This window comes from Mesorhizobium sp. M0590, assembly GCF_040320905.1.
Taxonomy (GTDB): Bacteria; Pseudomonadota; Alphaproteobacteria; order Rhizobiales; family Rhizobiaceae; genus Mesorhizobium.
The window spans coordinates 195,764-214,675 of the sequence record NZ_JAMYQN010000011.1; the positions used below are offsets into that span (position 1 = coordinate 195,764).

Below are 18,912 nucleotides of genomic sequence, written 5' to 3' on the forward strand. Positions count from 1 at the left end.
ACGAGCCGCAGCCATTCTGGCGGCTTCAACGAAGGGACAACGTCCCTTTTGCCTTACCCGCCATCTTATGTGGAACTAACGCGCCCTCTGCCCGGCCTATTCCCGCTGAAACACAACGTGATCGGCATGCAGCCGATCAGGCGACCGAATAGCCGCCGTCGGCGAGCAGGCCGTTGCCGGAGACGAACGAGGCGTCATCGGACGCAAGGAAGGCCACGACCGTCGCTATCTCTTCCGGCGAGCCAGCCCGGCCGGCAACGGTCGATGCCGCGAAGGCGTGCTTTGCCTCGGTGCTCGGCCAGATGCGGTCCTGGAACGGGGTGTCTATGATGCCGGGGCAGATCGAGTTGACGCGCACCCCCTGCTTGAACAGTTCGATCGATGCGGTCTTGGTGAGGCCGAGCACCGCGTGCTTGCTCGCGACATAGAGCCCGGCATTGCCGAAGCCGATGACGCCGCCCATCGAAGCATTGTTGATGATCGTGCCGCCGCCCTGAGCCAACATCGCCTTGGCCTCGTGCTTCATCGACCAGAAGACGCCGCGGACATTGGCATTGAAGATCGTGTCGTAGACCTCGTTCGACTGGTCGACGAAAGGGGTGAACCCGCCTTCGGTACCGGCATTGTTGAAGGCGATGTCGATCCGCCCGTAGGCCGAGATCGTTTTTGCCACGAGGTCGATCACGCTCTGCTCGACATTGACGTCGGCGACGACGGCTGTTGCCTCCAAGCCTGCTTCCCTGATTTCGGCGACCAGCGTGTCGATCTCGGAACGGCGGCGAGCACTGGCGATGACCTTGGCGCCGCGACGCGCGAGTTCAAATGCGGTTGCACGGCCGATACCCGAACTGGCGCCGGTCACCAGAGCGACCTTGCCGTCGAGCGTCTTCAGGATCTTTGTCATGAGGTTCTCCATCGGTTGAAATCTGCCCGGGCAGAGCGCCATTCGATGGAGCTGTTGTTCCGGTGGCGCTGTATCTAGATGCCTCGGAAAGATATGATTAGACGCATAATTCTTCTCATTGTAGTGAATAAAACATATGAATTGATCCAGTATGCCAAATGCACGGAACCGAACTCGCCGAATTGTCGACCTTCCTCGCGGTCGCGCGTCACAGGAGCTTCAAGCAGGCCGCCGTCCAGCGCAGCGTCGCTACCTCGGCAATCAGCCACACGATCCGCAGCCTGGAGGCGCGTGTCGGCGTGCGGCTGTTCCATCGCACGACCCGCAGCGTGTCGCTGACGGAGGCGGGCGAGCGGTTCCTGACGGAACTGCACCCTGCGTTCGATCAAATCGAAAAGGCGCTGGAGAGCCTCAACGCCTTCCGCGGCACGCCGTTCGGAACGGTGCGCATCAATGTTCCCAGTTCCATCGCACCTTTTCTGCTGCACGACGTGATGGGACCATTGCTGAAACGGAATCCAGGACTTCGCCTCGATATCGTTGCCACCGACAGGCTGGTCGATATCGTCGAGGAAGGCTTCGATGCCGGCGTCCGCTTTGGCGAACGCCTCACACAAGACATGATCGCGGTTCGCATCAAGCCACGGTTGCGTTTCGCAGTCGTCGGCTCACCCGAATATTTCACGGGACGCAGAACGCCGCTGGTGCCGGGCGACCTGCGGGAGCACCTGTGCGTCCGCTATCGCTATCCGAGCGGCGCGATCTACAACTGGCAGTTCGAGCGCGGCGGTGAGGCGGTCGATGTCGAGGTCGATGGTCCGATTTCGCTCGACAATCAGGAACTCATGGTCGAAGCGGCGCTGCAAGGATGCGGCCTTGCCTACGTCTGGGACAGTCGCGTTACGGCGCATCTCGCCAGCGGCGCACTTGTCCGTTGCCTGGACGACTGGTGCGCCGTCGATGACGGTCTGTTCCTCTATTATGCAAGCCGACGGTACCTCTCGGCCGGGCTTCGGGCGGTGATCGACATGCTCAAAGCTGAGAGCTAGCTCGCGGCGTTGAAGCGCAGGATGACGCGGTCGTCCTTGTCGGCGATAACAAGTTTGCCGGCATCGATATGGTACGACGCTGCCTTGGCCAGTGCCTCGAACAGCGCCTTTTCCTCGGCCATGGTCTCGGACGCGCAGGCCTTGAAGGTCGAGCCGATGTCGCTGATGGCGATCGTCGAGCCGTCTACCTTGGCAGTGGCGAAATAGACGTTGCAAGGGCCGCTGCCGCCGGCCTTGCCGGCTTCGCTGATCCGGAATGTCGCCCGCGGCTCGGCAATCACGCCGATGCCGTCGATATATTCGACCAGCCAGCTTTGGCCGAACACCGAGGCTGCCGCCGGCTCGTCGCCTGGCGCCGCCATTTTCAGCATGATGGTCTGTGGCGCGTCGCTGAGCGGGTCGACCTGGTGGCGCGCATCTGTGACGAACAGCAGCCGGTCGTCGACAGTGATGCGCGCCTGCAGCGCGTAGGTCATATCAGGCCGGATCACCCGCGGATCGAAGCTGATCTCGAACTTGATCGGCACCTGGCCGGCCGGCACCACCTTGCGCTCACCGATGATTGCGGCCGGCGCGTCGGCCAGCGACACGTCGGCAAGCTGCACGGAAAGCACGGCATTGGGCGGCAGCGCGATGCGCTCGCGATACATCACCTCGCCCTTGAGGGTCTTTTCGGCAGCCGCGGAATGATCCGGGACGGCCAGGATGCCGACGGCCAGCGGCACCAGTCCGAAGATGAAGAACTCGGCGATCCTGTCCAGCATGATCCTGCTCCCCTTCCGGCGAAGGGTCTCGCAGGATTGCGGTCAATGAATGGCTGGCCGGGTATGGGATGGCTGTCGCAGGGATTTATTTCGACGGCGGCTGCCTCCAACGCCCCGCCGCCTTGTCGTCGGCTTCCTTGGCCGCTCCGCAAACTCTGTTCAGGCCACCCTCGGCCAAGCCTCAGCCGATCACGAATTCGTGTTCCAAACAGACGTAACACGGCGGGCGTCCGGACCGAACTGACCAATGCGCGCTGAGGAGAGTGCGCCTGAAACCCAACCGGAGGTGAAATCATGTCAACGAGATCAACCGTGAGCGCGGCCTTACTGGCCAGCGCCGTTGCCACGGCTCTTGCTTCTTTTGCGACGGCCGCGCCGCTGACCGAGGCACAGGTCAAGGCAGCGATGGATGCCGGCAAGGAGAAGTGCTTTGGCGTAGCCTTGAAGGGACAGAATGACTGCAAGGCAGGCCCGGGAACCACCTGCCAAGGCACCTCGACCGTCGACTACCAAGGCAACGCCTGGAAGTTCGTCGACGGCGGCACCTGCACGACGATGGACCTACCCGGCGGCCGCAAGGGCTCACCCACCGAGCTGACCCGCGACGTCCCATCGTAAGCGATGCACCCTGCCCGGAAAGCGGCGATGACGATGAACGGACCGACTCGTCCAGCACCCCGCATGTCCAAGACGCGCTTTCCGGCGCACCCGGTCGCCGGCTTTGCCGGCACCAGTTTCAAGCATGAGCATCTATCCGCAATCCTCGGCGACGGCCCCCAAAGCGGCTTCTTCGAGGTTCATGCGGAAAACTACATGGGCGCCGGCGGCCCGCCGCACGACGCGCTCGCTCGCATCCGCCGCAATTATCCCGTCTCGCTGCATGGCGTCTGCATGTCGATCGGCGGCCCGCATCCGCTCGACAAGGCGCATCTCGGTCGTTTCAAGGCGCTGGTCGATCGCTACGAGCCGGCGCTCGTTTCAGAGCATCTCGCCTGGTCGACCCACGACACCACCTATTACAACGACCTGCTTCCCCTGCCCTACACGCCGGCAACGGTTTCGCGCGTGGCTGATCACATCGACGAGGTGCAGGAGACGATCGGCCGCCCGATCCTGCTCGAGAATCCTTCGACCTATGTGCTTTTTCCGGAATCGACGATGAGCGAGACGGATTTCATCCGCGAGCTGGTTCGGCGTAGCGGCTGCGGCCTGCTGCTCGACGTCAACAACGTCTTCGTCTCGGCCACCAATCACGGCTATTCGGCACGTTCTTATCTCGCGGACTTTCCGCTCGAACATGTCGGCGAAATCCATCTGGCCGGGCACGCCAGGCAGGAGGACGACGAGGGCGACCTGCTGCTCATCGACAGCCATGACGGCCCGGTTGCCGACGCGGTCTGGAAGCTCTTCGATACTGTCATCGGCCGATGCGGGCCACTGCCGACGCTGATCGAATGGGACAGCGACATTCCCGAGTGGCAGGTGCTCAAGGCGGAAGCCGCCGCCGCCCAGGCCATCCTCGACCGTCATGCCGACGGCTATTTCGGAAAAGCCCATGCCGCAGGATGAGCTCCAGTCGGGCGATCTCAGCCGCCGGTTTGACTATGCCGCGGCATTCACCGCCGGTTTGCTCGATCCTGACCGTGCCCCGCCTGACTCTGTCTCGGGGCCGAACGGGAAGGCTGCGGTCAAGCGATATGCCGTCTACCGCAACAACGTCACGGTCAGCCTGATCGATGCGCTGGCCGCCAGCTTTCCAGCGACGCTGCGCATCACCGGTCCGGATTTCTTTCGCGCGATAGCGCGATTTCACATCCGCGAAACGCCACCCACCTCGCCGCTTCTATTCGAATATGGCCGCGACTTTCCCGATTTCATCGAGCGCTACGAATACGCGCAGTCGATGCCGTGGCTGGCCGATGTGGCGCGCATCGAGCGGGCCTGGCTCGACGCCTATCATGCCGCCGACGCGGAGGCGCTGTCGGCTGAGGCACTGGCGTCGATCCCTCGCGAGAGGCTTGCCGACACCGTGCTGCGGCCGCATCCGGCGACGCGGGTCGCGCGCTCCCGGTTCCCGGCTGTCACGGTCTTCGCGGCAAACCGGAACGACGCTCCTGTTGGGCCAATCCGGGCAACGGGCGCTGAAGATGCGCTGGTCACGCGGCCCGGCCTCGAGGTCTTCGTCCGCCACCTGCCACCCGGCGGCGCAGTGTTTATCTCGCATCTGGTCGCGGGCGAGGCGCTCGGCGCAGCGGCCGCGGCGGCGTTTGCGGAGAGTGCCGAATTCGAGCTTTCCGCCAACATTGCCGGCGTGCTGGAAGCGGGAGCCTTCACGACGGCACATCAGGAAAGGTGAGCACGATGAGCGATGGGCAGAACGCGAGCACCGAACCGCGAGGGGTCGCCGCTCTCGTCGAAAGGCTGAATACCGCCCTGCGCACGATCGCGACGCCATCGCTGACGCAGCTTGTCCTGCGCTGCGCCCTCGCCGTCCCGTTCTGGCGGTCCGGCGTCAACAAATGGGACGGTTTTCTACAGTTGAACGACGTCGCCGTGCTGCTTTTCAGCTCGGAACTCAAATTGCATCTGCCGGGCGGCCCTTACGATTTTCCGGCACCTGGGCTGGTGGCGTTCGCCTCAGGATCAGCGGAGATCGTGTTGCCAGTTCTCCTTGTTTTCGGCCTGGCGACGCGACTGGCGGCATTCGGGCTGCTGCTGATGACGCTGATCATCGAGCTCACCGTGCCGGACGGCTGGCCGCTGCACATTACCTGGGCGGCGATGGCGCTTGGCATTATGGCCTGGGGACCCGGCCGGATTTCGCTCGATCATCTGATCGGCACCGACAAAGGCTGAGGTCTCGCGGAAAGCCTGGTCAGTCTCGCTTCCAGCGGCTCGCCGCCTTGTCGTCGGCCTCCTTGGCGTCGACCCAGCCGCCTTCGGAACCGTCGCTATGGTGTTCCTTTTTCCAGAACGGCGCCCGTGATTTCAAATAGTCCATCAGGAAATTCGCGGCCTCGAACGCCGCCTGCCGGTGGGCGGAAGCGGCCACCACCAGCACGATGTTTTCGCCGGGCGCGATCTTGCCGTGGCGATGGATGACGGTGAGCCCCTGCAGCGGCCAGCGCTCGATTGCCTCGCCGGCGATGCGGGATATCTCGGCTTCCGCCATGCCGGGATAATGTTCGAGCTCGAGCGCGGAGAGCCTGCCTTGCTCGTCGCGGCAAAGGCCGGAGAAGGTCACAACAGCGCCGATATCGTTGCGATCCCTGGTCAGCCTGGCGATCTCGGCGGCGACGTCGAAATCCTCCGCCTGGATGCGCACGACCGGCACCACCGCGGACATGGTTCAGCCACCGGTCATCGGCGGGAACAGCGCGATCTCGCGCGCGCCGGCAATCTTCTCGCGGTGCTCGACATGTTCCTGGTTGATGGCGACGCGGATCACGTCAGGATATTGCAGCGCGTTCTCGTACTCCTCGCCGCGCGATTTCAGCCAGCGCAACAGGTCGGCGACCGTTTCGATGCCGGCCGGCAGTTCGACCTCTTCCTCCGGTCTGCCGATCCGCTCGCGCACCCAGGCGAAATAGATGAGCTTCGTCGACATTTTATTCATCCATGATGTGCTTGAGGCCGGCGCGGAAATAGTCGTAGCCGGTGTAGAGCGTCACCAGCGCCGCGATCCACAGCAGCACCAGCCCGGTCTGGGTGGTCAGTGGAAAGATCTTGTCGCCGGCCGGGCCTGCAAGCAGGAAGGCGATGGCGATCATCTGGATGGTGGTCTTCCATTTGGCGAGCTGCGTCACCGGCACAGAGACCTTCAAGGCCGCCAGATATTCGCGCAGGCCCGAGACCAGGATCTCGCGGCACAGGATGATGATCGCCGCCCATAGCGACCAGCCGGCGATGCCGGCATGGCGGTCGGTGTCGGCGGCAAGCAGCAGCAGGCAAGTGGCGACCAGCAGCTTGTCGGCGATCGGGTCGAGCATCTTGCCGATGTTGGAGGTCTGCTGCCAGGCGCGCGCCAGATAGCCGTCGAAGTAATCGGTGATCGAGGCGAGCAGGAAAATGATGAGCGCCGACCAGCGCGCGAAGTCGCTCGATTTCAGATGCCCTTCCAGGAAGAAGCACAGCACCACCAGCGGCACCGCCAGGATGCGGGCATAAGTGAGCATGTTGGGCAGGTTGAATGCGCGCTGAGCCATGTTTTGGGAACTCTTTCTGCCTGCTTAGTCAAATCAGAAGCGAATGTGGGGGGTCAACAGGCCAGAATCGATTAGCCAGCCGAAATGTCGGCAATACGTCTTAGCTCTCGTGAAAATGATTGTAGACCAATTTCGCCACCTGCTCGGAAATGCCGTCGACCTTGACCAGGTCCTCGACGGCGGCACGGCTGACGGCCTTGGCCGTGCCGAAATGCATCAGCAGCGCGCGCTTGCGGCCGGGTCCGACGCCGCTGATCTCGTCGAGCGGGCTCTTGACCATCTCCTTCTTGCGGCGGGCGCGGTGCGAACCGATGGCGAAGCGATGGACCTCGTCGCGCAGCCGCTGGACGAAATAGAGCACCGGATCGCGAACGGGCAGCGAGAATGGGGCCCTGCCCTTGACGAAGAAGCGTTCGCGGCCGGCATCGCGGTCCTGACCCTTGGCGATGCCGATGGCCACCACCCGGTCCTCGATGCCGAGGTCGGCCAGGATCTTGCGCACCGCCGTCATCTGGCCCTGGCCGCCGTCGATGAGGATGACGTCGGGCCAGGCGGGGAAGCCGCCCGCGTCCTCGATATCGTCGCCCGGTTCGGTAGGGCTCGCCTCGCCCGCGCTCTCGGTTTGCGGGGCGTCGCCATGTTCCTTCAACAGCCGCGAAAAGCGCCGCTGCATCACCTCGCGCATCATGCCGAAATCGTCGCCCGGCGTGATCTCGGTCGAGCGGATGTTGAACTTTCGATACTGGTTCTTCACAAAACCTTCCGGCCCGGCGACGACCATGGCGCCGACGGCGTTGGTGCCCATGATGTGCGAGTTGTCATAGACCTCGATGCGCACCGGCGGTTTTTCCAGGCCGAAGGTCTCGACAAAGCCAGTGAGCAGCCGCGCCTGGGTCGAGGTTTCGGCGAGCCGCCGGCCGAGTGCCTCGCGCGCGTTCTGCAGCGCGTTGTCGGTCAGGTCCTTCTTCTCGCCGCGCTGCGGCACGGAGATCGACACCTTGCGGCCGGCGCGGGTGGAGAGGGCCTCCGCCAGCAATTCCTGGTCCTCGACGCCATGCGACAACAGGATGGTGCGCGGCGTCGGCTTGTCGTCGTAGAACTGCGCCAGGAACGATCCCAGCACCTCGCCGGCTTCGAGCGCCGGATCGGCCTTGGGAAAATAGGCGCGGTTGCCCCAGTTCTGGCCGGTGCGGAAGAAGAACACCTGGATGCAGACCTGGCCGCCCTCCTGATGGATGGCGAAGACATCGGCCTCGTCGACGGTCTGCGGATTGATGCCTTGATGGCTCTGCACATGCGACAGCGCCGCCAGCCGATCGCGATAGATGGCGGCGCGTTCGAAATCGAGGTTCTCCGAAGCCTGCTGCATGGCGGCGGAGATCTCCGTCTTCACCTTCTGGCTGCGGCCGGAGAGAAAATCCTTCGCCTCGGCGACAAGCCTTGCATAGTCGCCGTGCGAGATTTCGCCGGTGCACGGGCCGGCGCAGCGCTTGATCTGGAACAAAAGGCAAGGCCGGGTGCGGTTCTCGTAGAAGGAGTCGGTGCAGCTCCTGAGCAGGAAGGCGCGCTGCAGCGAGTTGATGGTACGGCCAACTGCGCCGGCCGAGGCGAAGGGGCCGAAATAGTCGCCCTTGCGCGAGCGCGCGCCGCGGTGCTTGTAAATACCGGGCGAGACATGGTCGCCGGTCAACAGGATATAGGGGAATGACTTGTCGTCGCGCATCAGCACGTTGAAGCGTGGCCGCAAGCGCTTGATGAGGTTGGCTTCAAGCAGCAGCGCTTCGATCTCGGTGCGGGTGACGACGAACTCCATGGTCGATGTCTCTCGCACCATGCGGCCGATACGGCTGGTGTGGAACCGGCCTTGCGCGTAGCTGGTGACCCGCTTCTTCAGGCTGCGTGCCTTGCCGACATAGAGCACGTCGCCGGCGGCATTCATCATGCGGTAGACGCCGGGCGCATTGGGCAGCCGCTTTACCAGCGTCTGGATCACCTCGGCGCCGACCATGCCGTCGGCGTCGCCGGCATGCGGGGTCCAGTCGATGGCGGTGAAAGTAACGTCCGGACCGCTGGCTGCAGGCTCGACGACCTCCTCGGCCGCCTCGTCCTCGAGGTCGATTTCGGGCGGCAGGTCGTCGGCGCCACCGCGCGTTTTTTGTTTCTGGTCCATGGGGCTCATTCCGTCATGCCTGTCACATCGGGCGTCTGCCATGCAAGATGCTGGCCGCCGTCAAGCGCGATCATCTGGCCGGTGACCGAGCGTGCCGCCCAGAGATAACGGATAGTGGCACCGAATTCCGGCAATTCCGGGCCGCGTTTCAGGATCAGCCCGGCAATCTGGGCATCGAAATCGCTGTCGTGCTGGCGCGTGTTCTTCAAGGTCGGGCCAGGACCAATGGCGTTGACACGGATGCGGGGACCCAGCGCCTGCGCCATCATCTCGGTCGCCGCCCACAAGGTCGACTTCGACAGCGCATAGGAGAAATAACGCGGCGTCGGTCGCCAGACGCGCTGATCGATCATGTTGACGATCAGCCCCTCACTGTTCTGCGGCAAGGCCCGGGCGAAAGTCTGTGCCAACAGCGCCGGCGCCTTGACATGCATGGCGAAATGGCGATCCCAGGCCGGCCAGTCGAAATCCTCAACGCTGTCGTGCTCGAACAGCGAGGCGTTGTTGACCAGCAGCGACACCGGCCCGAGTGCCGCCGCAGCGCGGCCGACAAGGTTGCTGACCGCGCCCATGTCGGTCAGGTCGGCAGCAACCACTGCGGCCCGGCCATGTCGACCAAAATGACCACTGGTGATCTGGGCCGCCAGTTCCTCCGCCTCGGCCAGCGAGCGATTGCAATGAATGGCTACGGCAAAACCATGCGCGGCAAGATCTTCGACGATCGCCCTGCCGATCCGCTTCGCCCCGCCCGTCACCAGTGCCGTCGCGGCGACCTTGCTCATCTGTCAATCCTTAATCCGATGCCGATTCCGACCTGCCGGGATCGCGCCGGCAAATTATGGCCCGCCAAGCGTTAAATCCCATTTCCACCTGGGGCAGGATTGTGGCAAAGTGGCCGGTGGGCGTTTTGGCTCGACCGGAATTCGGGCCAGCCCGCCCGCAATATAGGGCGCTGGAGCCCTTACACCAAGCCGTGTGCAGTGCAGCACGGCGAACCTGCTGACATTCGCTGTTGCGAAGATGCAACGTCAAGGTTCTGCCTCATTCGTGCCAGGTAATGACCCAAGTTCAGGTTCGCTTCAGCCGCATTTCGACACGACATTTGGAACCGTTGAACGCCGGATCCGTTTCACCCCCCGGACGGGTTGAGGGCGCTCATGAAAAACAAGCCTGTGTCCTGTGGCTTAAGGAGTAAAGAACAATGCAAGCCAATCTTAAATTTGCGCGACCGCTCGCGGTGGCGTTTGGGCTGTTCGCCCTCGGCGGAACCGCCTATGCCGCGGACGTGGTTCAGGAAGAGCCGCCGGCACCTGCCCCGATCGCAGAACTTCCGGTCGCATCCTGGGCCGGTCCCTATGCCGGTGTGAGCGTCGGCTACGGCTTCGCTGGCCATGCCAAAGCCAAAGACATTGGCGTCGACGTCGACACCAAGGGTTTTGTCGGCGGCGTCTTCGGCGGCTATAACTGGCAGCAGGAGAACTTCGTCTACGGTGCCGAAGCCGATATCGGCTACAACGGCGTCAAGGGCGACGATGCCGGCATCGAGGCCAAGGGTGGCTTCGAAGGCTCGCTGCGTGCCCGCCTCGGCTACGCCGTCACCCCGGATATCCTGCTCTACGGCACCGCCGGTGGCGCGCTGAAGAACCAGAAGATTGAAGCTGCCGGCGTAAGCGACACCAACACGCAGTTTGGCTGGACAGCCGGCGTGGGTACCGACATCAAGATCACCGACAATGTGTTCGGCCGTGTCGAGTATCGTTACACGGACTTCGGCAGGAAGGACTTCGACGGTATCGGCAAGGTCAAGTCGACCGACAATCGCGTCACCTTCGGCGTCGGTATGAAGTTCTAAGTCGTCCAAGCCACGACACGAAAAAGCCGGGCCTCGCGCCCGGCTTTTTTTGTTGGCATCGGTTGAGACCGCTTGTCCTCAAGCCGGGATGGCGGGCTTCAGCTCCGGGAATTTCTCGTCGAAGCGTGCCGCCCAGCGCGTCAGCCGGCCGCGGCCCTTTTCCCATTTTCCAGCGAAGCGCAGCGAGAGATAGCCGAGGCAGGCGCGCAGTGCGATCTGGCCGAGGGTGATTTTCTTCGGCAGCTTCGGCGGGTTCGCGTTGAGCAGATCGAGCGCGGCCGAAATCTTCGTCCACTGGCGCTCGAGCCAAGGCTGGTAGACCATCTCTTCCGGCCGTGTGCGCCGCTCATAGACCATCGACAGCGCGCAGTCGCAGATGCCGTCGGCCAATGCCTCCAGCACCTCCGCCTCAAGGCGCTTGTCGGGATTGCGCGGAAACAATGCGTTCTTCGACATCCGGTTGAGATGCTGGGTGATGGCGCGGCTGTCGTGGACCGAGCGGCCGTCATCGAGCACCAGCACCGGGATCTTGCCGAGCGGATTGGCGCCGATCAGTTCGGCCGGCCTTTCCTCGGTCTTTATCGGCACGAGATCGACCGCAATGCGGGCATGAAGTGCTGCCATGCGCACCTTGGAACTATAGGGAGAAGTAGACGCGTAGAGCAGTCTGGGCATTGTCGATTCCTGTTTGTCGGCTACAGCTCCATACGTCCTGTTGGACGCGCAAAAGGACGCGGTAGCATTGTGACTTCGCGCATGACCCTTACCGAAAATCGATTCCGACAGGGGCTCGTGCGTGGCACTGTTGACCGATCATGCAGGGTTCATCAACGGCCAGAGGCGGAAAACCGCGCCGCCAGCGTGCAGCCATAGTCTCGCGTTCGGATGCGATGAGCCGGAGGTGCGGCGGCAGACGCGAGCAGGTCGGACAATCCAGATCCGAGCAACTACCAACTCGGCCTTGCACCGAAGGTTGGTTTTGGCAGCCACGAATATCCCACCGGACTTCGCCGCATGGCGAAGTCCTGGGAGCTGCGAAAAGACGTCTTCCTCCCGCCTCTTTCTGGTCCTGCCCGACTGTCAACCAAGAAGCGAGGCGCCTGTCCGGCATCCCGCCCTGGCTGTCTTGAGTACTGTCCCCTGCGACAGCAGGACCGCGACTACTTCTTGGCCTTCGCCTTTGCGGGCGCTGCCTTCGGCTTGGCCGCGGGCGCTGCTTTCTTCACTGCTGCAGAAGATTTCGCAGCGGCGGCCTTTGCCGGTGCTGCCTTCTTCGCAGCGGGCTTCGCCGCGGCCTTTGCAGCCGGCTTCTTGGCCGGTGCCGCCTTCTTTGCCGGTGCAGCCTTGGCCTTGGCCGGTGCTGCTTTTGCCTTGGCCGGTGCTGCTTTCTTCACGGCTGGTTTTGCCGCGGCCTTGGCGGCCGGCTTTTTGGCCGGCGCTGCTTTTGCCTTAGGCGCAGCGGCCTTCGCTTTGGCCGCGGGTGCTGCTTTCTTCACAGCAGTTGCGGCCTTTGCCGCGGCTGCTTTTGCCGGTGCTTTCTTTGCCGGTGACTTTGCCGGTGCCTTGGATGCCGGCGCTTTGGATGACTGCTTAGCCATATCATGCCCCTTCCGTTGTGCCGACGGCCGTTATTGACCCGGCGCGCATTGCATATCTGACTCGCGGCTTGCTAGCCAGCGAAGCATTAGAATGATTTTTGTAGCTTAAGTTTCGGTTACGGCGAGCGCGCGACCATTTTACCCGCGCAAAAATCGGCTGCGAATCTTTGTGTCCCGCAGCGAAGTTCTGCGACAGAAATTCTGGTCGCTCTATCTCGACCGGTCTTCTCGTCAAGCTCATGACCTGTTCGACCAGCTTTGCGCTTCAACGTCCGACGCTCGGCGCGAACATTGTCAAGAGCGAAGGCGGTCGCCCGCCTCGTCTTGTCCGAAACGATAAACTACAGGTAAGTAGGAAGCAACGCGACGAGCACGCCGCTGCACTATCTTGCACGACGCGATGAAAGTAAGCAGACAGCTCGCATTTCTGAAGGACAGGATATCCGTCGATAGATCCGGTCGAGCCGACCGTGATCGAAAGCGCTTGGCCGTTCAGGCGCCGAGCGGCTCACGGCCTATCTGCAGCCGGCGCGAAGGCTCGGCCCTGTGGAGATGGACGGCGAAGGTATCCCATGGCGGCATGACCGAAATCTGCGCCAGGATGCGCCCCGCTTCACCGCGATGATAGCCGCCGTGCAGTACGACGTGGGTCAGCATTTCCTGTCGCGACATCAATGCCTTATCCCCGTCGGTGAACACGAATGCGACGGGCTCGGACAGCTGCCGCGACGAAACGGTTTCGAGATAATCGAGATACCAGCGATCGGTCGCTGCGACCGCGGCGCGAAGTTCGTCGAACGCCGGCGTGTCCTCGGTGGTGTCGGCGGAGTAGCCATGGCTTGCGTCAACCAGGTGCGCCGAGAATATCCGCGACACCACATGGCTGTGATCGACGAGCCGTATCACGGCCTGCCGTTCCTTGCCGTGAACATGCGGGTCGAGACTCGCGAGCTTTTCCAGCAGTTCGTCATTGGCCCAGGCCTGATAGGCAAACAGGCTGCGAAGCAGAGCGAGCGCATTCATGGTCGGTGTCCTTTTCCGGAAATGCGAGTATGTTGTTTATATTTTCAGGAGAATGGGCGAACGTGTCTACTCGCATTGCAAAACCGCATCCGCGCATGCGCAAACAGCCGCGCCAGGCGCGTTCCAGAGCAACCGTCGAGGCGATCATCGAGGCGGCGGCTCATGTTCTGAGCGGGCTGGGGTGGGCCGGCTTCACCACCAACAAGGTTGCCGAGACAGCAGGTGTAAGCATCGGCACGCTCTACCAGTATTTTCCCGACAAGCTTTCCCTGCTCGCTGCCGTCCGGCGCCGTCACTTCGATCATGTGCTGTCGGTCATTCGCGATTCGGCGGAAGACCAAAAGCCGCTCAGGAAATTCGCGCAGGAGCTGGTGCGCGGCATGATCGCGGCGCACAGCATTCACCCGACACTACACCAGGTGCTGCTCGACGAGACGCCGGGCGATCGCGGCTCCAGGGCCGCCCATGCTTCGTTCCAGGCGCAATACCTCAATCACTATGCGACTGCTGTCGCCACTTATCGCAAGCCAAGGAAAGGCGCCGACATGCAGACCGTGGCGCGCGTGCTGTCGTCAGCGATCGAAGGTGTGATCCACAATGCGGCACGCCGGAACATGCTCGCCGCGCCGGAGCTGCAAAAGCAACTCGTCGACCTGATCTGCGCCTACCTATCGGGAGCAGGCCGCATCGGTCGATAGCGCATGGCACGGCGGAAGTCGGGATTTCTGTGTGTCGTTCAAACCCGGCTTATGAGGTGCGGCAAGGACGATGCCAACAATGCCGCACCTGATGCGGCCAAGAGTGTGAGGACGATCTTTCGAAAAGTCGCCTCGCTAACGCCGATGTAGAGTCTCGCGCCAAGGAGTGTCGGTATCAACATCGCCGGCGCGACGACGGCAAACATCGGCAGCATTTCGAGCTTGATCTTTCCGGCCGCAAGATAGGCGGCCATCGTCATGGAGAGGGTCACAAGGTTGAAATTCTGGATGACAATACGCTGCCTGTCCTTTTCCCATTGGCGCAGCACGCACCACAGCGTTGGAACCGGGCCGGTGAAGCCGCCAAGTCCACCCATGATGCCGCCGACCAGACCTATTGCACCGTCTGCAACAGGACCCCCGACCGTGATGGGAGGGAGGCGACGCGCAAAGAGCATCAAGGGACACCAAACGACCAGCAGCGCGCCGAAGACCAGCTTGAACAACTGCACATCCAGCAAGGGCAGGATGGCGACACCGACCGGAATCCCTATGGTCCCGCCGATCAGGAAGGGCAGCAGAAGCCTGAGATCGAAACCCCGGCGGACGGTGACGGCAGCGATGATCTGACCGGTGAGCGCCCCAAAGACCGCCATGGCAGCAGCAAGCTGGGGCTCCACGGTCCAAACCCAAATCGACATGGCAACCAGGCTGAAAGCGAACCCGGAAAGCCCCTGGACGAAGCCTGCAACGACCGCGCCGAGAGCAACAGTATAAACAAGCGAATCCATGTGGTGCTGTTTCCCCGCAAACTCGTGACAGCAGATCGCGCTTCCCGCGAATGCTGCGCCGCATGGAAACGGTGACGGTCGATCAGGTGGCCGGTGCTAAAAAGTCGGAATCAGCGAGTGCGATCAGCGCAGGACGCGGCAGCGGCCGTTGTAGACCATCCAGCGGTCGAAGCCCGAGACGCAGAATTCGACATTGTCGCCGATCGAGGCAAAACCCTGGCCTTCCTCGATCAGGTACCAGATGGTGCGGGCGCCGCCGTCGGAGAGGCTGACGGTGGCGCCGCAATAACGGCGGCCGATCGGCCAGGTGTCGTCGGCCGGCAGATAGCGATGCTGGTGGATGCGCTGGAAGTCGACGATCTGCACATCGGGCAGATGCGGCACGTGATGCACCTGATAGGAGAAGCGGTCGGTGATCTTGTTCAGCACCCAGGCCTCGCCGCAGACGCCGCTATCCTCGTCGGTATAGATTGCAAGGTCGGCCGCCTGGACTGCCTGGGTGACGCCAAGAGGCGCGGCCAGCGGCGTGCAAAAGGCGAGCAGTGCGGCAAGGGCGGATTGGGCGAAGCGAGTCATGGCAGCCTCTCAAGGTCGACTGCGTGCACTGTGCGGATTCGCTGACGCGCGGTCAAGCGGTTGTAGCGACCGTGGTTGTGGTGACGATGGTTGCGCTGACGGAACGGCAGGGCCGCGCCTCAAACTACTCTCCCGCCAGCCAGTCCAGCGTCCAATGCGACGGCTGCTCAAGTGCAAGCAGCCGGTGCAGCGCCGGCAGCAGCGTCCGTAACTCGCCTTCCAGCGTGAAGGGCGGATTGACCACCACCATGCCGCAGCCGTCGAGGCTCGGCTCGACGGCGTCCGGCCTGATCTCAAAACCGATGTCGAGCAGCTTCGAAATGCCCGTCTGCTTCAGCGCCTTGCGGAAGGCGGCGACCGCCCTGCGGTCCTTGAGCGGATACCACAGCGCGTAAATCCCTCCTGGCCAGCGCCGATGGGCTCTTTGCAGCCCGTCGACCAAGCGACCGAACTCGCCCTCTTCCTCGAAAGGCGGATCGATGAGCACGAGGCCGCGCTTTTCCATTGGCGGCAGATGCGCGCCGAGCGCCAGCCAGCCGTCGAGCTCGATCACCCGGGTCTGGAAGTCACCGTCGAACAGCGCCTTCAGCCTGACGACATCCTTAGGGTGCAGTTCGACTGCCGACAGCCGGTCCTGCTTGCGCATCAGGTGCCGGGCGATCAGCGGCGAACCCGGGTATTTTTTCACGCCGCCATCCGGATTGAGCGAATTTACGGCTTCAAGATACGGTGACAGCAGTGCCGCCGCCGGCGCATCGAGGGCCGCATCGACGAGCCGGCCGATGCCGCCTTGCCATTCGCCGGTCTTTTGCGCTTCGGTCGAGGACAGATCGTAGCGGCCGATCCCGGCATGGGTGTCGATGACCCGAAACGCCTTGTCCTTCTGCTTCAGATATTCGATCAGCCGACTGAGCACGACATGCTTGACGACATCGGCGAAGTTCCCGGCATGGTAGGCGTGGCGATAGTTCAATTGGAGCCCCTGCCCCAGCGCGGCGGTGGCGGCTGCGAGTTTGGATTTTCCGGCCGGCGGCCGCCGAAACGGAATGCCAGCACCAGCCCGACCAGGCCGGCCGCCATCAGGGAAAAACCGACCGGGCGCGCCCGGCGGTCGACCTCGCCGGCACCCGAGCGCAGGACGAGATCGACGGCCCGCATCGGAATGCCTTCGGCGTCGCCCGGACCGACGGTGAAGATGTAGGAACCAGGGGTAACGGTCGGGATCAGGCCGGCCTCGTCGCGAAAGATCCTGTCCGGCAGTTGCGGGCTGACCTGGCGCGGATTGTCGGAGTGATTGAACTGCAGCGTCGAGGCGAGCACCGTCCTGCCGCCGGTGGCGGCAGTGAGGGTCAACACAGTGCGCTGCTGCGAGACGATGCGCTCGGCTCTCGCCGTAAGGTCGACCAGCACGCGTAGCGGCCCGTCGCGTGCGCTCAGGGGCACGGTCACCGGCTTGAACCGGCCCTGGTCGTAAACCCGCCAGGTGCCGATCTCACGGCCGGAGAAATTGGTCATCGCCCAGGGATAGACGACGCCGATGCCGGTACCGATGAGCAGTATCAGGGCGAACAGGGAGCACATAACGTCAAGACCCGGTGTTCGGCGCGCTGGCGCAGTCGCGGGCGTTCTCCATTTCGTCCAGGAGCATGTCAAGGCCGAGATCAAACGTCCGGTCGAATTCGGCGGTGCCGAAATAACGCCCGGCCGCAGCTATTTTTGGAAAATCCTGCGCCAGTTGCTCGTCGCTGACGATGGTCGCGGCCGAAGGCCCCTTTGCATAGCCGGCAGTCTCGTCGAGGATGGCACCCATCAGATAATAGCCGGTGGTGCGGAACAGCCGCGCGCCCAGTTCCGGTCCGAAGCCGCCGGCCTCGAACACGCCAAGGATGCCGTTCAGCCAAGTGAGACAGGTCGGCGAATTCATCCGGTAGGTTACAAGGAACGTGGCAAAGGCCGGGTGCTCACGCGCGACGCGGCGGAAATCCTGCACGGCAATGCGTAACCTTTGTCGCCAAGGGAGGTCCGCGTCGGGCATTTCGAGGGAGCCGATCAGCCGATCCACCAAGGCTTCGAAGAGATGCGCCACCGAAGGAAAGTGGTGATAGATGCTCATCGCCTCGCAGCCGAGTTCTGCCGCCAGCTTGCGCATCGAAAACCCGGCGAGGCCCTCGCTCTCGATAACCTTCAAAGCCGCATCCTCGATCATCTCGCAAGACAGCCGGCCGCGCAGTCGCTTTTTTTTGATCGATGTGTCCATGGTGCCGCTTGACAACTTACGCTGTAAGGTTCATTTTGACATTACCTTACACCGTAAGGCAAACAAACGCCAGAGGAGAATGTCATGTCTGCCTATCGTACTCTTTCATCAACGCATTCTTCCATCCGCCGCGCCTGCCTGCTCGCCGCCACCTGTGTGCTGACCCTGGCTGCAGCTCCTTCTTATGCCGATGAGTATGACGCGACCGTCAAGGACATCCAGTCGACCATGGGCGGGGTGCCCGGTTTCGTAAAGCAGTTCCCGAAAGCCGGTCTGCCCGGTGCATGGGCCGAGGTCAAGGCCATCCAGCTCAGCGACAAGACGGCGCTGCCGCCGAAGGTCAAGTCGCTGATCTCGCTGGCGGTGGCGGCGCAAATCCCGTGCAACTACTGTATCTGGTCGGACACGCAGGACGCCAAGCGCGCCGGCGCCACCGACGAGGAGATCCAGGAGGCGGTCGCCGTTTCAGCGCTGACCCGCCATTGGAGCACCATCTTCAACGGCATGCAGGTCGATTTCGATACGTTCAGGAAGGAGATGGGCGGGCAGTAATGCTTTCGTTATTAGAGCGGGACGCGTTCAGACTGAATTAGCCTTCCCGCTCCGACTGTTTGTGTGATCCGCCAGCACCTCATTGATGACCCGCCACGATTTTTCCGCCTCGCGCTGGTTGCCGTCATGTCCCGAAGCGACGATCAGCGCCTTCCACAACGCCCAGCCCCGTGCGCGCGCCCAGCTGTGCTCGTCAAGGGCAATGGCGTCGCGGAACGCCTGACGGCTCTCGCCGTAAAATTCCGTCCACGCGATCACCAGATCACAGGCAGGATCGCCGATAGCCGAACTACCGAAATCGACGACCGCGTAGAGCTTGCCATCTTCGACGAGCAGATTGCCCGAGGCGACGTCGCCATGGACCCAGACCGGCGGCCCGATCCAAAGACGCGCACAGCCCCCGGCCCCCAACGCCCCCGCCGGGCGCGTGGAGGCTACGGCGCACCCCCCCCCAAGCGCGGCCGCGGGGACGG

General features: G+C 62.9%; 24 protein-coding genes. 8 read left to right on the forward strand and 16 right to left on the reverse strand.

Features of this window, described 5'->3' with window-relative positions; genetic code table 11:
- Positions 1 to 136: 136 nt before the first annotated feature.
- The gene (locus tag NKI52_RS19870) at positions 137 to 904 is read right to left on the reverse strand and encodes an SDR family NAD(P)-dependent oxidoreductase (protein ID WP_352699183.1); all 768 of its coding nucleotides are present in this window, start codon (positions 902 to 904) and stop codon (positions 137 to 139) included.
- A 158-nt stretch (positions 905 to 1,062) separates the two neighbouring features.
- On the opposite strand from NKI52_RS19870, the gene NKI52_RS19875 reads away from it, so the two are divergent.
- Complete coding sequence (locus tag NKI52_RS19875) at positions 1,063 to 1,953, forward strand: LysR family transcriptional regulator (RefSeq protein ID WP_352699185.1); 891 nt, start codon at positions 1,063 to 1,065, stop codon at positions 1,951 to 1,953.
- Here the strand turns inward: NKI52_RS19875 and NKI52_RS19880 are convergent.
- On the reverse strand, positions 1,950 to 2,717 hold the full coding sequence (locus tag NKI52_RS19880) for a YbaY family lipoprotein (protein WP_352699187.1): 768 nt from the start codon (positions 2,715 to 2,717) through the stop codon (positions 1,950 to 1,952). The genes NKI52_RS19875 and NKI52_RS19880 overlap by 4 nt on opposite strands.
- A 294-nt stretch (positions 2,718 to 3,011) precedes the next feature.
- On the opposite strand from NKI52_RS19880, the gene NKI52_RS19885 reads away from it, so the two are divergent.
- Genes NKI52_RS19885 through NKI52_RS19900 form a run of 4 tightly spaced genes read left to right on the forward strand, consistent with a single transcriptional unit; the run spans position 3,012 to position 5,573 of the window.
- Positions 3,012 to 3,335 carry a BufA1 family periplasmic bufferin-type metallophore gene (locus NKI52_RS19885; RefSeq protein WP_352479258.1) on the forward strand — a complete coding sequence of 108 codons (324 nt, stop codon included), beginning with the start codon at positions 3,012 to 3,014 and terminating at the stop codon, positions 3,333 to 3,335.
- Between the two features lie 27 nt (positions 3,336 to 3,362).
- A complete protein-coding gene (gene bufB, locus NKI52_RS19890; RefSeq protein WP_502897772.1) occupies positions 3,363 to 4,286 on the forward strand; it encodes an MNIO family bufferin maturase in 924 nt (307 codons plus the stop codon).
- Positions 4,273 to 5,073: an HvfC/BufC family peptide modification chaperone gene (locus NKI52_RS19895; RefSeq protein ID WP_352699189.1), complete on the forward strand. Its 801-nt coding sequence runs from the start codon at positions 4,273 to 4,275 to the stop codon at positions 5,071 to 5,073. The genes bufB and NKI52_RS19895 overlap by 14 nt, the downstream gene beginning before the upstream one ends.
- A gap of 5 nt (positions 5,074 to 5,078) precedes the next feature.
- Positions 5,079 to 5,573, forward strand: a complete 495-nt coding sequence (locus NKI52_RS19900) for a DoxX family protein (RefSeq protein WP_352699191.1) — start codon at positions 5,079 to 5,081, stop codon at positions 5,571 to 5,573.
- 19 nt (positions 5,574 to 5,592) lie between these two features.
- Here the strand turns inward: NKI52_RS19900 and NKI52_RS19905 are convergent, their stop codons facing one another.
- The 5 genes from NKI52_RS19905 to NKI52_RS19925 form a co-directional block, all read right to left on the reverse strand.
- Entirely contained in the window at positions 5,593 to 6,063 is a 471-nt protein-coding gene (locus tag NKI52_RS19905; protein ID WP_352699193.1) for a molybdenum cofactor biosynthesis protein MoaE, read from the reverse strand.
- Between the two features lie 3 nt (positions 6,064 to 6,066).
- The gene (gene moaD, locus NKI52_RS19910; protein ID WP_023677674.1) at positions 6,067 to 6,324 is read right to left on the reverse strand and encodes a molybdopterin converting factor subunit 1; all 258 of its coding nucleotides are present in this window, start codon (positions 6,322 to 6,324) and stop codon (positions 6,067 to 6,069) included.
- 1 nt (position 6,325) lies between these two features.
- On the reverse strand, positions 6,326 to 6,922 hold the full coding sequence (pgsA, locus tag NKI52_RS19915) for a CDP-diacylglycerol--glycerol-3-phosphate 3-phosphatidyltransferase (protein ID WP_352481786.1): 597 nt from the start codon (positions 6,920 to 6,922) through the stop codon (positions 6,326 to 6,328).
- A 100-nt stretch (positions 6,923 to 7,022) separates the two neighbouring features.
- Positions 7,023 to 9,101, reverse strand: coding sequence for an excinuclease ABC subunit UvrC (uvrC, locus tag NKI52_RS19920; protein ID WP_352699195.1), 2,079 nt, complete (start codon positions 9,099 to 9,101; stop codon positions 7,023 to 7,025).
- Positions 9,098 to 9,874 carry an SDR family oxidoreductase gene (locus NKI52_RS19925; RefSeq protein WP_023677677.1) on the reverse strand — a complete coding sequence of 259 codons (777 nt, stop codon included), beginning with the start codon at positions 9,872 to 9,874 and terminating at the stop codon, positions 9,098 to 9,100. The genes uvrC and NKI52_RS19925 overlap by 4 nt, the downstream gene beginning before the upstream one ends.
- 419 nt (positions 9,875 to 10,293) lie before the next feature.
- On the opposite strand from NKI52_RS19925, the gene NKI52_RS19930 reads away from it, so the two are divergent.
- Positions 10,294 to 10,944, forward strand: a complete 651-nt coding sequence (locus tag NKI52_RS19930) for an outer membrane protein (RefSeq protein WP_292662341.1) — start codon at positions 10,294 to 10,296, stop codon at positions 10,942 to 10,944.
- Positions 10,945 to 11,022: 78 nt separating this feature from the next.
- Here the strand turns inward: NKI52_RS19930 and NKI52_RS19935 are convergent, their stop codons facing one another.
- The 3 genes from NKI52_RS19935 to NKI52_RS19945 form a co-directional block, all read right to left on the reverse strand.
- Entirely contained in the window at positions 11,023 to 11,619 is a 597-nt protein-coding gene (locus NKI52_RS19935) for a glutathione S-transferase family protein (RefSeq protein WP_352569696.1), read from the reverse strand.
- A gap of 485 nt (positions 11,620 to 12,104) precedes the next feature.
- Entirely contained in the window at positions 12,105 to 12,542 is a 438-nt protein-coding gene (locus tag NKI52_RS19940) for a hypothetical protein (protein ID WP_084641221.1), read from the reverse strand.
- A 492-nt stretch (positions 12,543 to 13,034) separates the two neighbouring features.
- The gene (locus NKI52_RS19945) at positions 13,035 to 13,565 is read right to left on the reverse strand and encodes a DinB family protein (protein ID WP_352569694.1); all 531 of its coding nucleotides are present in this window, start codon (positions 13,563 to 13,565) and stop codon (positions 13,035 to 13,037) included.
- A gap of 62 nt (positions 13,566 to 13,627) precedes the next feature.
- Here NKI52_RS19945 and NKI52_RS19950 point away from each other — a divergent pair, with 62 nt between their 5' ends.
- Positions 13,628 to 14,263 (forward strand): TetR/AcrR family transcriptional regulator, encoded by a 636-nt coding sequence (locus NKI52_RS19950; RefSeq protein ID WP_502897773.1) that lies wholly within the window; start codon positions 13,628 to 13,630, stop codon positions 14,261 to 14,263.
- A gap of 38 nt (positions 14,264 to 14,301) precedes the next feature.
- Here the strand turns inward: NKI52_RS19950 and NKI52_RS19955 are convergent, their stop codons facing one another.
- From NKI52_RS19955 to NKI52_RS19975, 5 genes are all read right to left on the reverse strand, one after another.
- Positions 14,302 to 15,054 carry a sulfite exporter TauE/SafE family protein gene (locus NKI52_RS19955; RefSeq protein WP_352622388.1) on the reverse strand — a complete coding sequence of 251 codons (753 nt, stop codon included), beginning with the start codon at positions 15,052 to 15,054 and terminating at the stop codon, positions 14,302 to 14,304.
- A gap of 123 nt (positions 15,055 to 15,177) precedes the next feature.
- Positions 15,178 to 15,630 carry a hypothetical protein gene (locus NKI52_RS19960; protein ID WP_023677684.1) on the reverse strand — a complete coding sequence of 151 codons (453 nt, stop codon included), beginning with the start codon at positions 15,628 to 15,630 and terminating at the stop codon, positions 15,178 to 15,180.
- Positions 15,631 to 15,754: 124 nt separating this feature from the next.
- Entirely contained in the window at positions 15,755 to 16,603 is an 849-nt protein-coding gene (locus tag NKI52_RS19965; protein ID WP_352699197.1) for a 23S rRNA (adenine(2030)-N(6))-methyltransferase RlmJ, read from the reverse strand.
- A complete protein-coding gene (locus tag NKI52_RS19970; RefSeq protein WP_352699199.1) occupies positions 16,600 to 17,211 on the reverse strand; it encodes a hypothetical protein in 612 nt (203 codons plus the stop codon). The genes NKI52_RS19965 and NKI52_RS19970 overlap by 4 nt, the downstream gene beginning before the upstream one ends.
- A 4-nt stretch (positions 17,212 to 17,215) precedes the next feature.
- A complete protein-coding gene (locus NKI52_RS19975) occupies positions 17,216 to 17,887 on the reverse strand; it encodes a TetR/AcrR family transcriptional regulator (RefSeq protein WP_352699201.1) in 672 nt (223 codons plus the stop codon).
- A gap of 84 nt (positions 17,888 to 17,971) precedes the next feature.
- On the opposite strand from NKI52_RS19975, the gene NKI52_RS19980 reads away from it, so the two are divergent.
- Positions 17,972 to 18,439 carry a carboxymuconolactone decarboxylase family protein gene (locus NKI52_RS19980; RefSeq protein ID WP_352454415.1) on the forward strand — a complete coding sequence of 156 codons (468 nt, stop codon included), beginning with the start codon at positions 17,972 to 17,974 and terminating at the stop codon, positions 18,437 to 18,439.
- A gap of 27 nt (positions 18,440 to 18,466) precedes the next feature.
- Here the strand turns inward: NKI52_RS19980 and NKI52_RS19985 are convergent.
- On the reverse strand, positions 18,467 to 18,912 hold a 446-nt coding region (locus NKI52_RS19985; protein ID WP_352699203.1), incomplete at its 5' end, for a phosphotransferase.

Excerpts from the sequence above, each read along its gene's own strand:
- NKI52_RS19930 (WP_292662341.1), top strand. The coding sequence starts at position 10,294 with ATGCAAGCCAATCTTAAATTTGCGCGACCGCTCGCGGTGGCGTTTGGG.
- NKI52_RS19900 (WP_352699191.1), top strand. The coding sequence starts at position 5,079 with ATGAGCGATGGGCAGAACGCGAGCACCGAACCGCGAGGGGTCGCCGCT.
- NKI52_RS19955 (WP_352622388.1), bottom strand. The coding sequence starts at position 15,054 with ATGGATTCGCTTGTTTATACTGTTGCTCTCGGCGCGGTCGTTGCAGGC.
- NKI52_RS19975 (WP_352699201.1), bottom strand. The coding sequence starts at position 17,887 with ATGGACACATCGATCAAAAAAAAGCGACTGCGCGGCCGGCTGTCTTGC.
- NKI52_RS19895 (WP_352699189.1), top strand. The coding sequence starts at position 4,273 with ATGCCGCAGGATGAGCTCCAGTCGGGCGATCTCAGCCGCCGGTTTGAC.
- NKI52_RS19980 (WP_352454415.1), top strand. The coding sequence starts at position 17,972 with ATGTCTGCCTATCGTACTCTTTCATCAACGCATTCTTCCATCCGCCGC.
- pgsA (WP_352481786.1), bottom strand. The coding sequence starts at position 6,922 with ATGGCTCAGCGCGCATTCAACCTGCCCAACATGCTCACTTATGCCCGC.
- NKI52_RS19945 (WP_352569694.1), bottom strand. The coding sequence starts at position 13,565 with ATGAATGCGCTCGCTCTGCTTCGCAGCCTGTTTGCCTATCAGGCCTGG.
- moaD (WP_023677674.1), bottom strand. The coding sequence starts at position 6,324 with ATGTCGACGAAGCTCATCTATTTCGCCTGGGTGCGCGAGCGGATCGGC.
- NKI52_RS19960 (WP_023677684.1), bottom strand. The coding sequence starts at position 15,630 with ATGACTCGCTTCGCCCAATCCGCCCTTGCCGCACTGCTCGCCTTTTGC.
- NKI52_RS19875 (WP_352699185.1), top strand. The coding sequence starts at position 1,063 with ATGCACGGAACCGAACTCGCCGAATTGTCGACCTTCCTCGCGGTCGCG.
- NKI52_RS19885 (WP_352479258.1), top strand. The coding sequence starts at position 3,012 with ATGTCAACGAGATCAACCGTGAGCGCGGCCTTACTGGCCAGCGCCGTT.
- NKI52_RS19870 (WP_352699183.1), bottom strand. The coding sequence starts at position 904 with ATGACAAAGATCCTGAAGACGCTCGACGGCAAGGTCGCTCTGGTGACC.
- NKI52_RS19905 (WP_352699193.1), bottom strand. The coding sequence starts at position 6,063 with ATGTCCGCGGTGGTGCCGGTCGTGCGCATCCAGGCGGAGGATTTCGAC.
- NKI52_RS19925 (WP_023677677.1), bottom strand. The coding sequence starts at position 9,874 with ATGAGCAAGGTCGCCGCGACGGCACTGGTGACGGGCGGGGCGAAGCGG.
- NKI52_RS19970 (WP_352699199.1), bottom strand. The coding sequence starts at position 17,211 with ATGTGCTCCCTGTTCGCCCTGATACTGCTCATCGGTACCGGCATCGGC.
- NKI52_RS19935 (WP_352569696.1), bottom strand. The coding sequence starts at position 11,619 with ATGCCCAGACTGCTCTACGCGTCTACTTCTCCCTATAGTTCCAAGGTG.
- NKI52_RS19880 (WP_352699187.1), bottom strand. The coding sequence starts at position 2,717 with ATGCTGGACAGGATCGCCGAGTTCTTCATCTTCGGACTGGTGCCGCTG.
- NKI52_RS19940 (WP_084641221.1), bottom strand. The coding sequence starts at position 12,542 with ATGGCTAAGCAGTCATCCAAAGCGCCGGCATCCAAGGCACCGGCAAAG.
- uvrC (WP_352699195.1), bottom strand. The coding sequence starts at position 9,101 with ATGAGCCCCATGGACCAGAAACAAAAAACGCGCGGTGGCGCCGACGAC.
- bufB (WP_502897772.1), top strand. The coding sequence starts at position 3,363 with ATGACGATGAACGGACCGACTCGTCCAGCACCCCGCATGTCCAAGACG.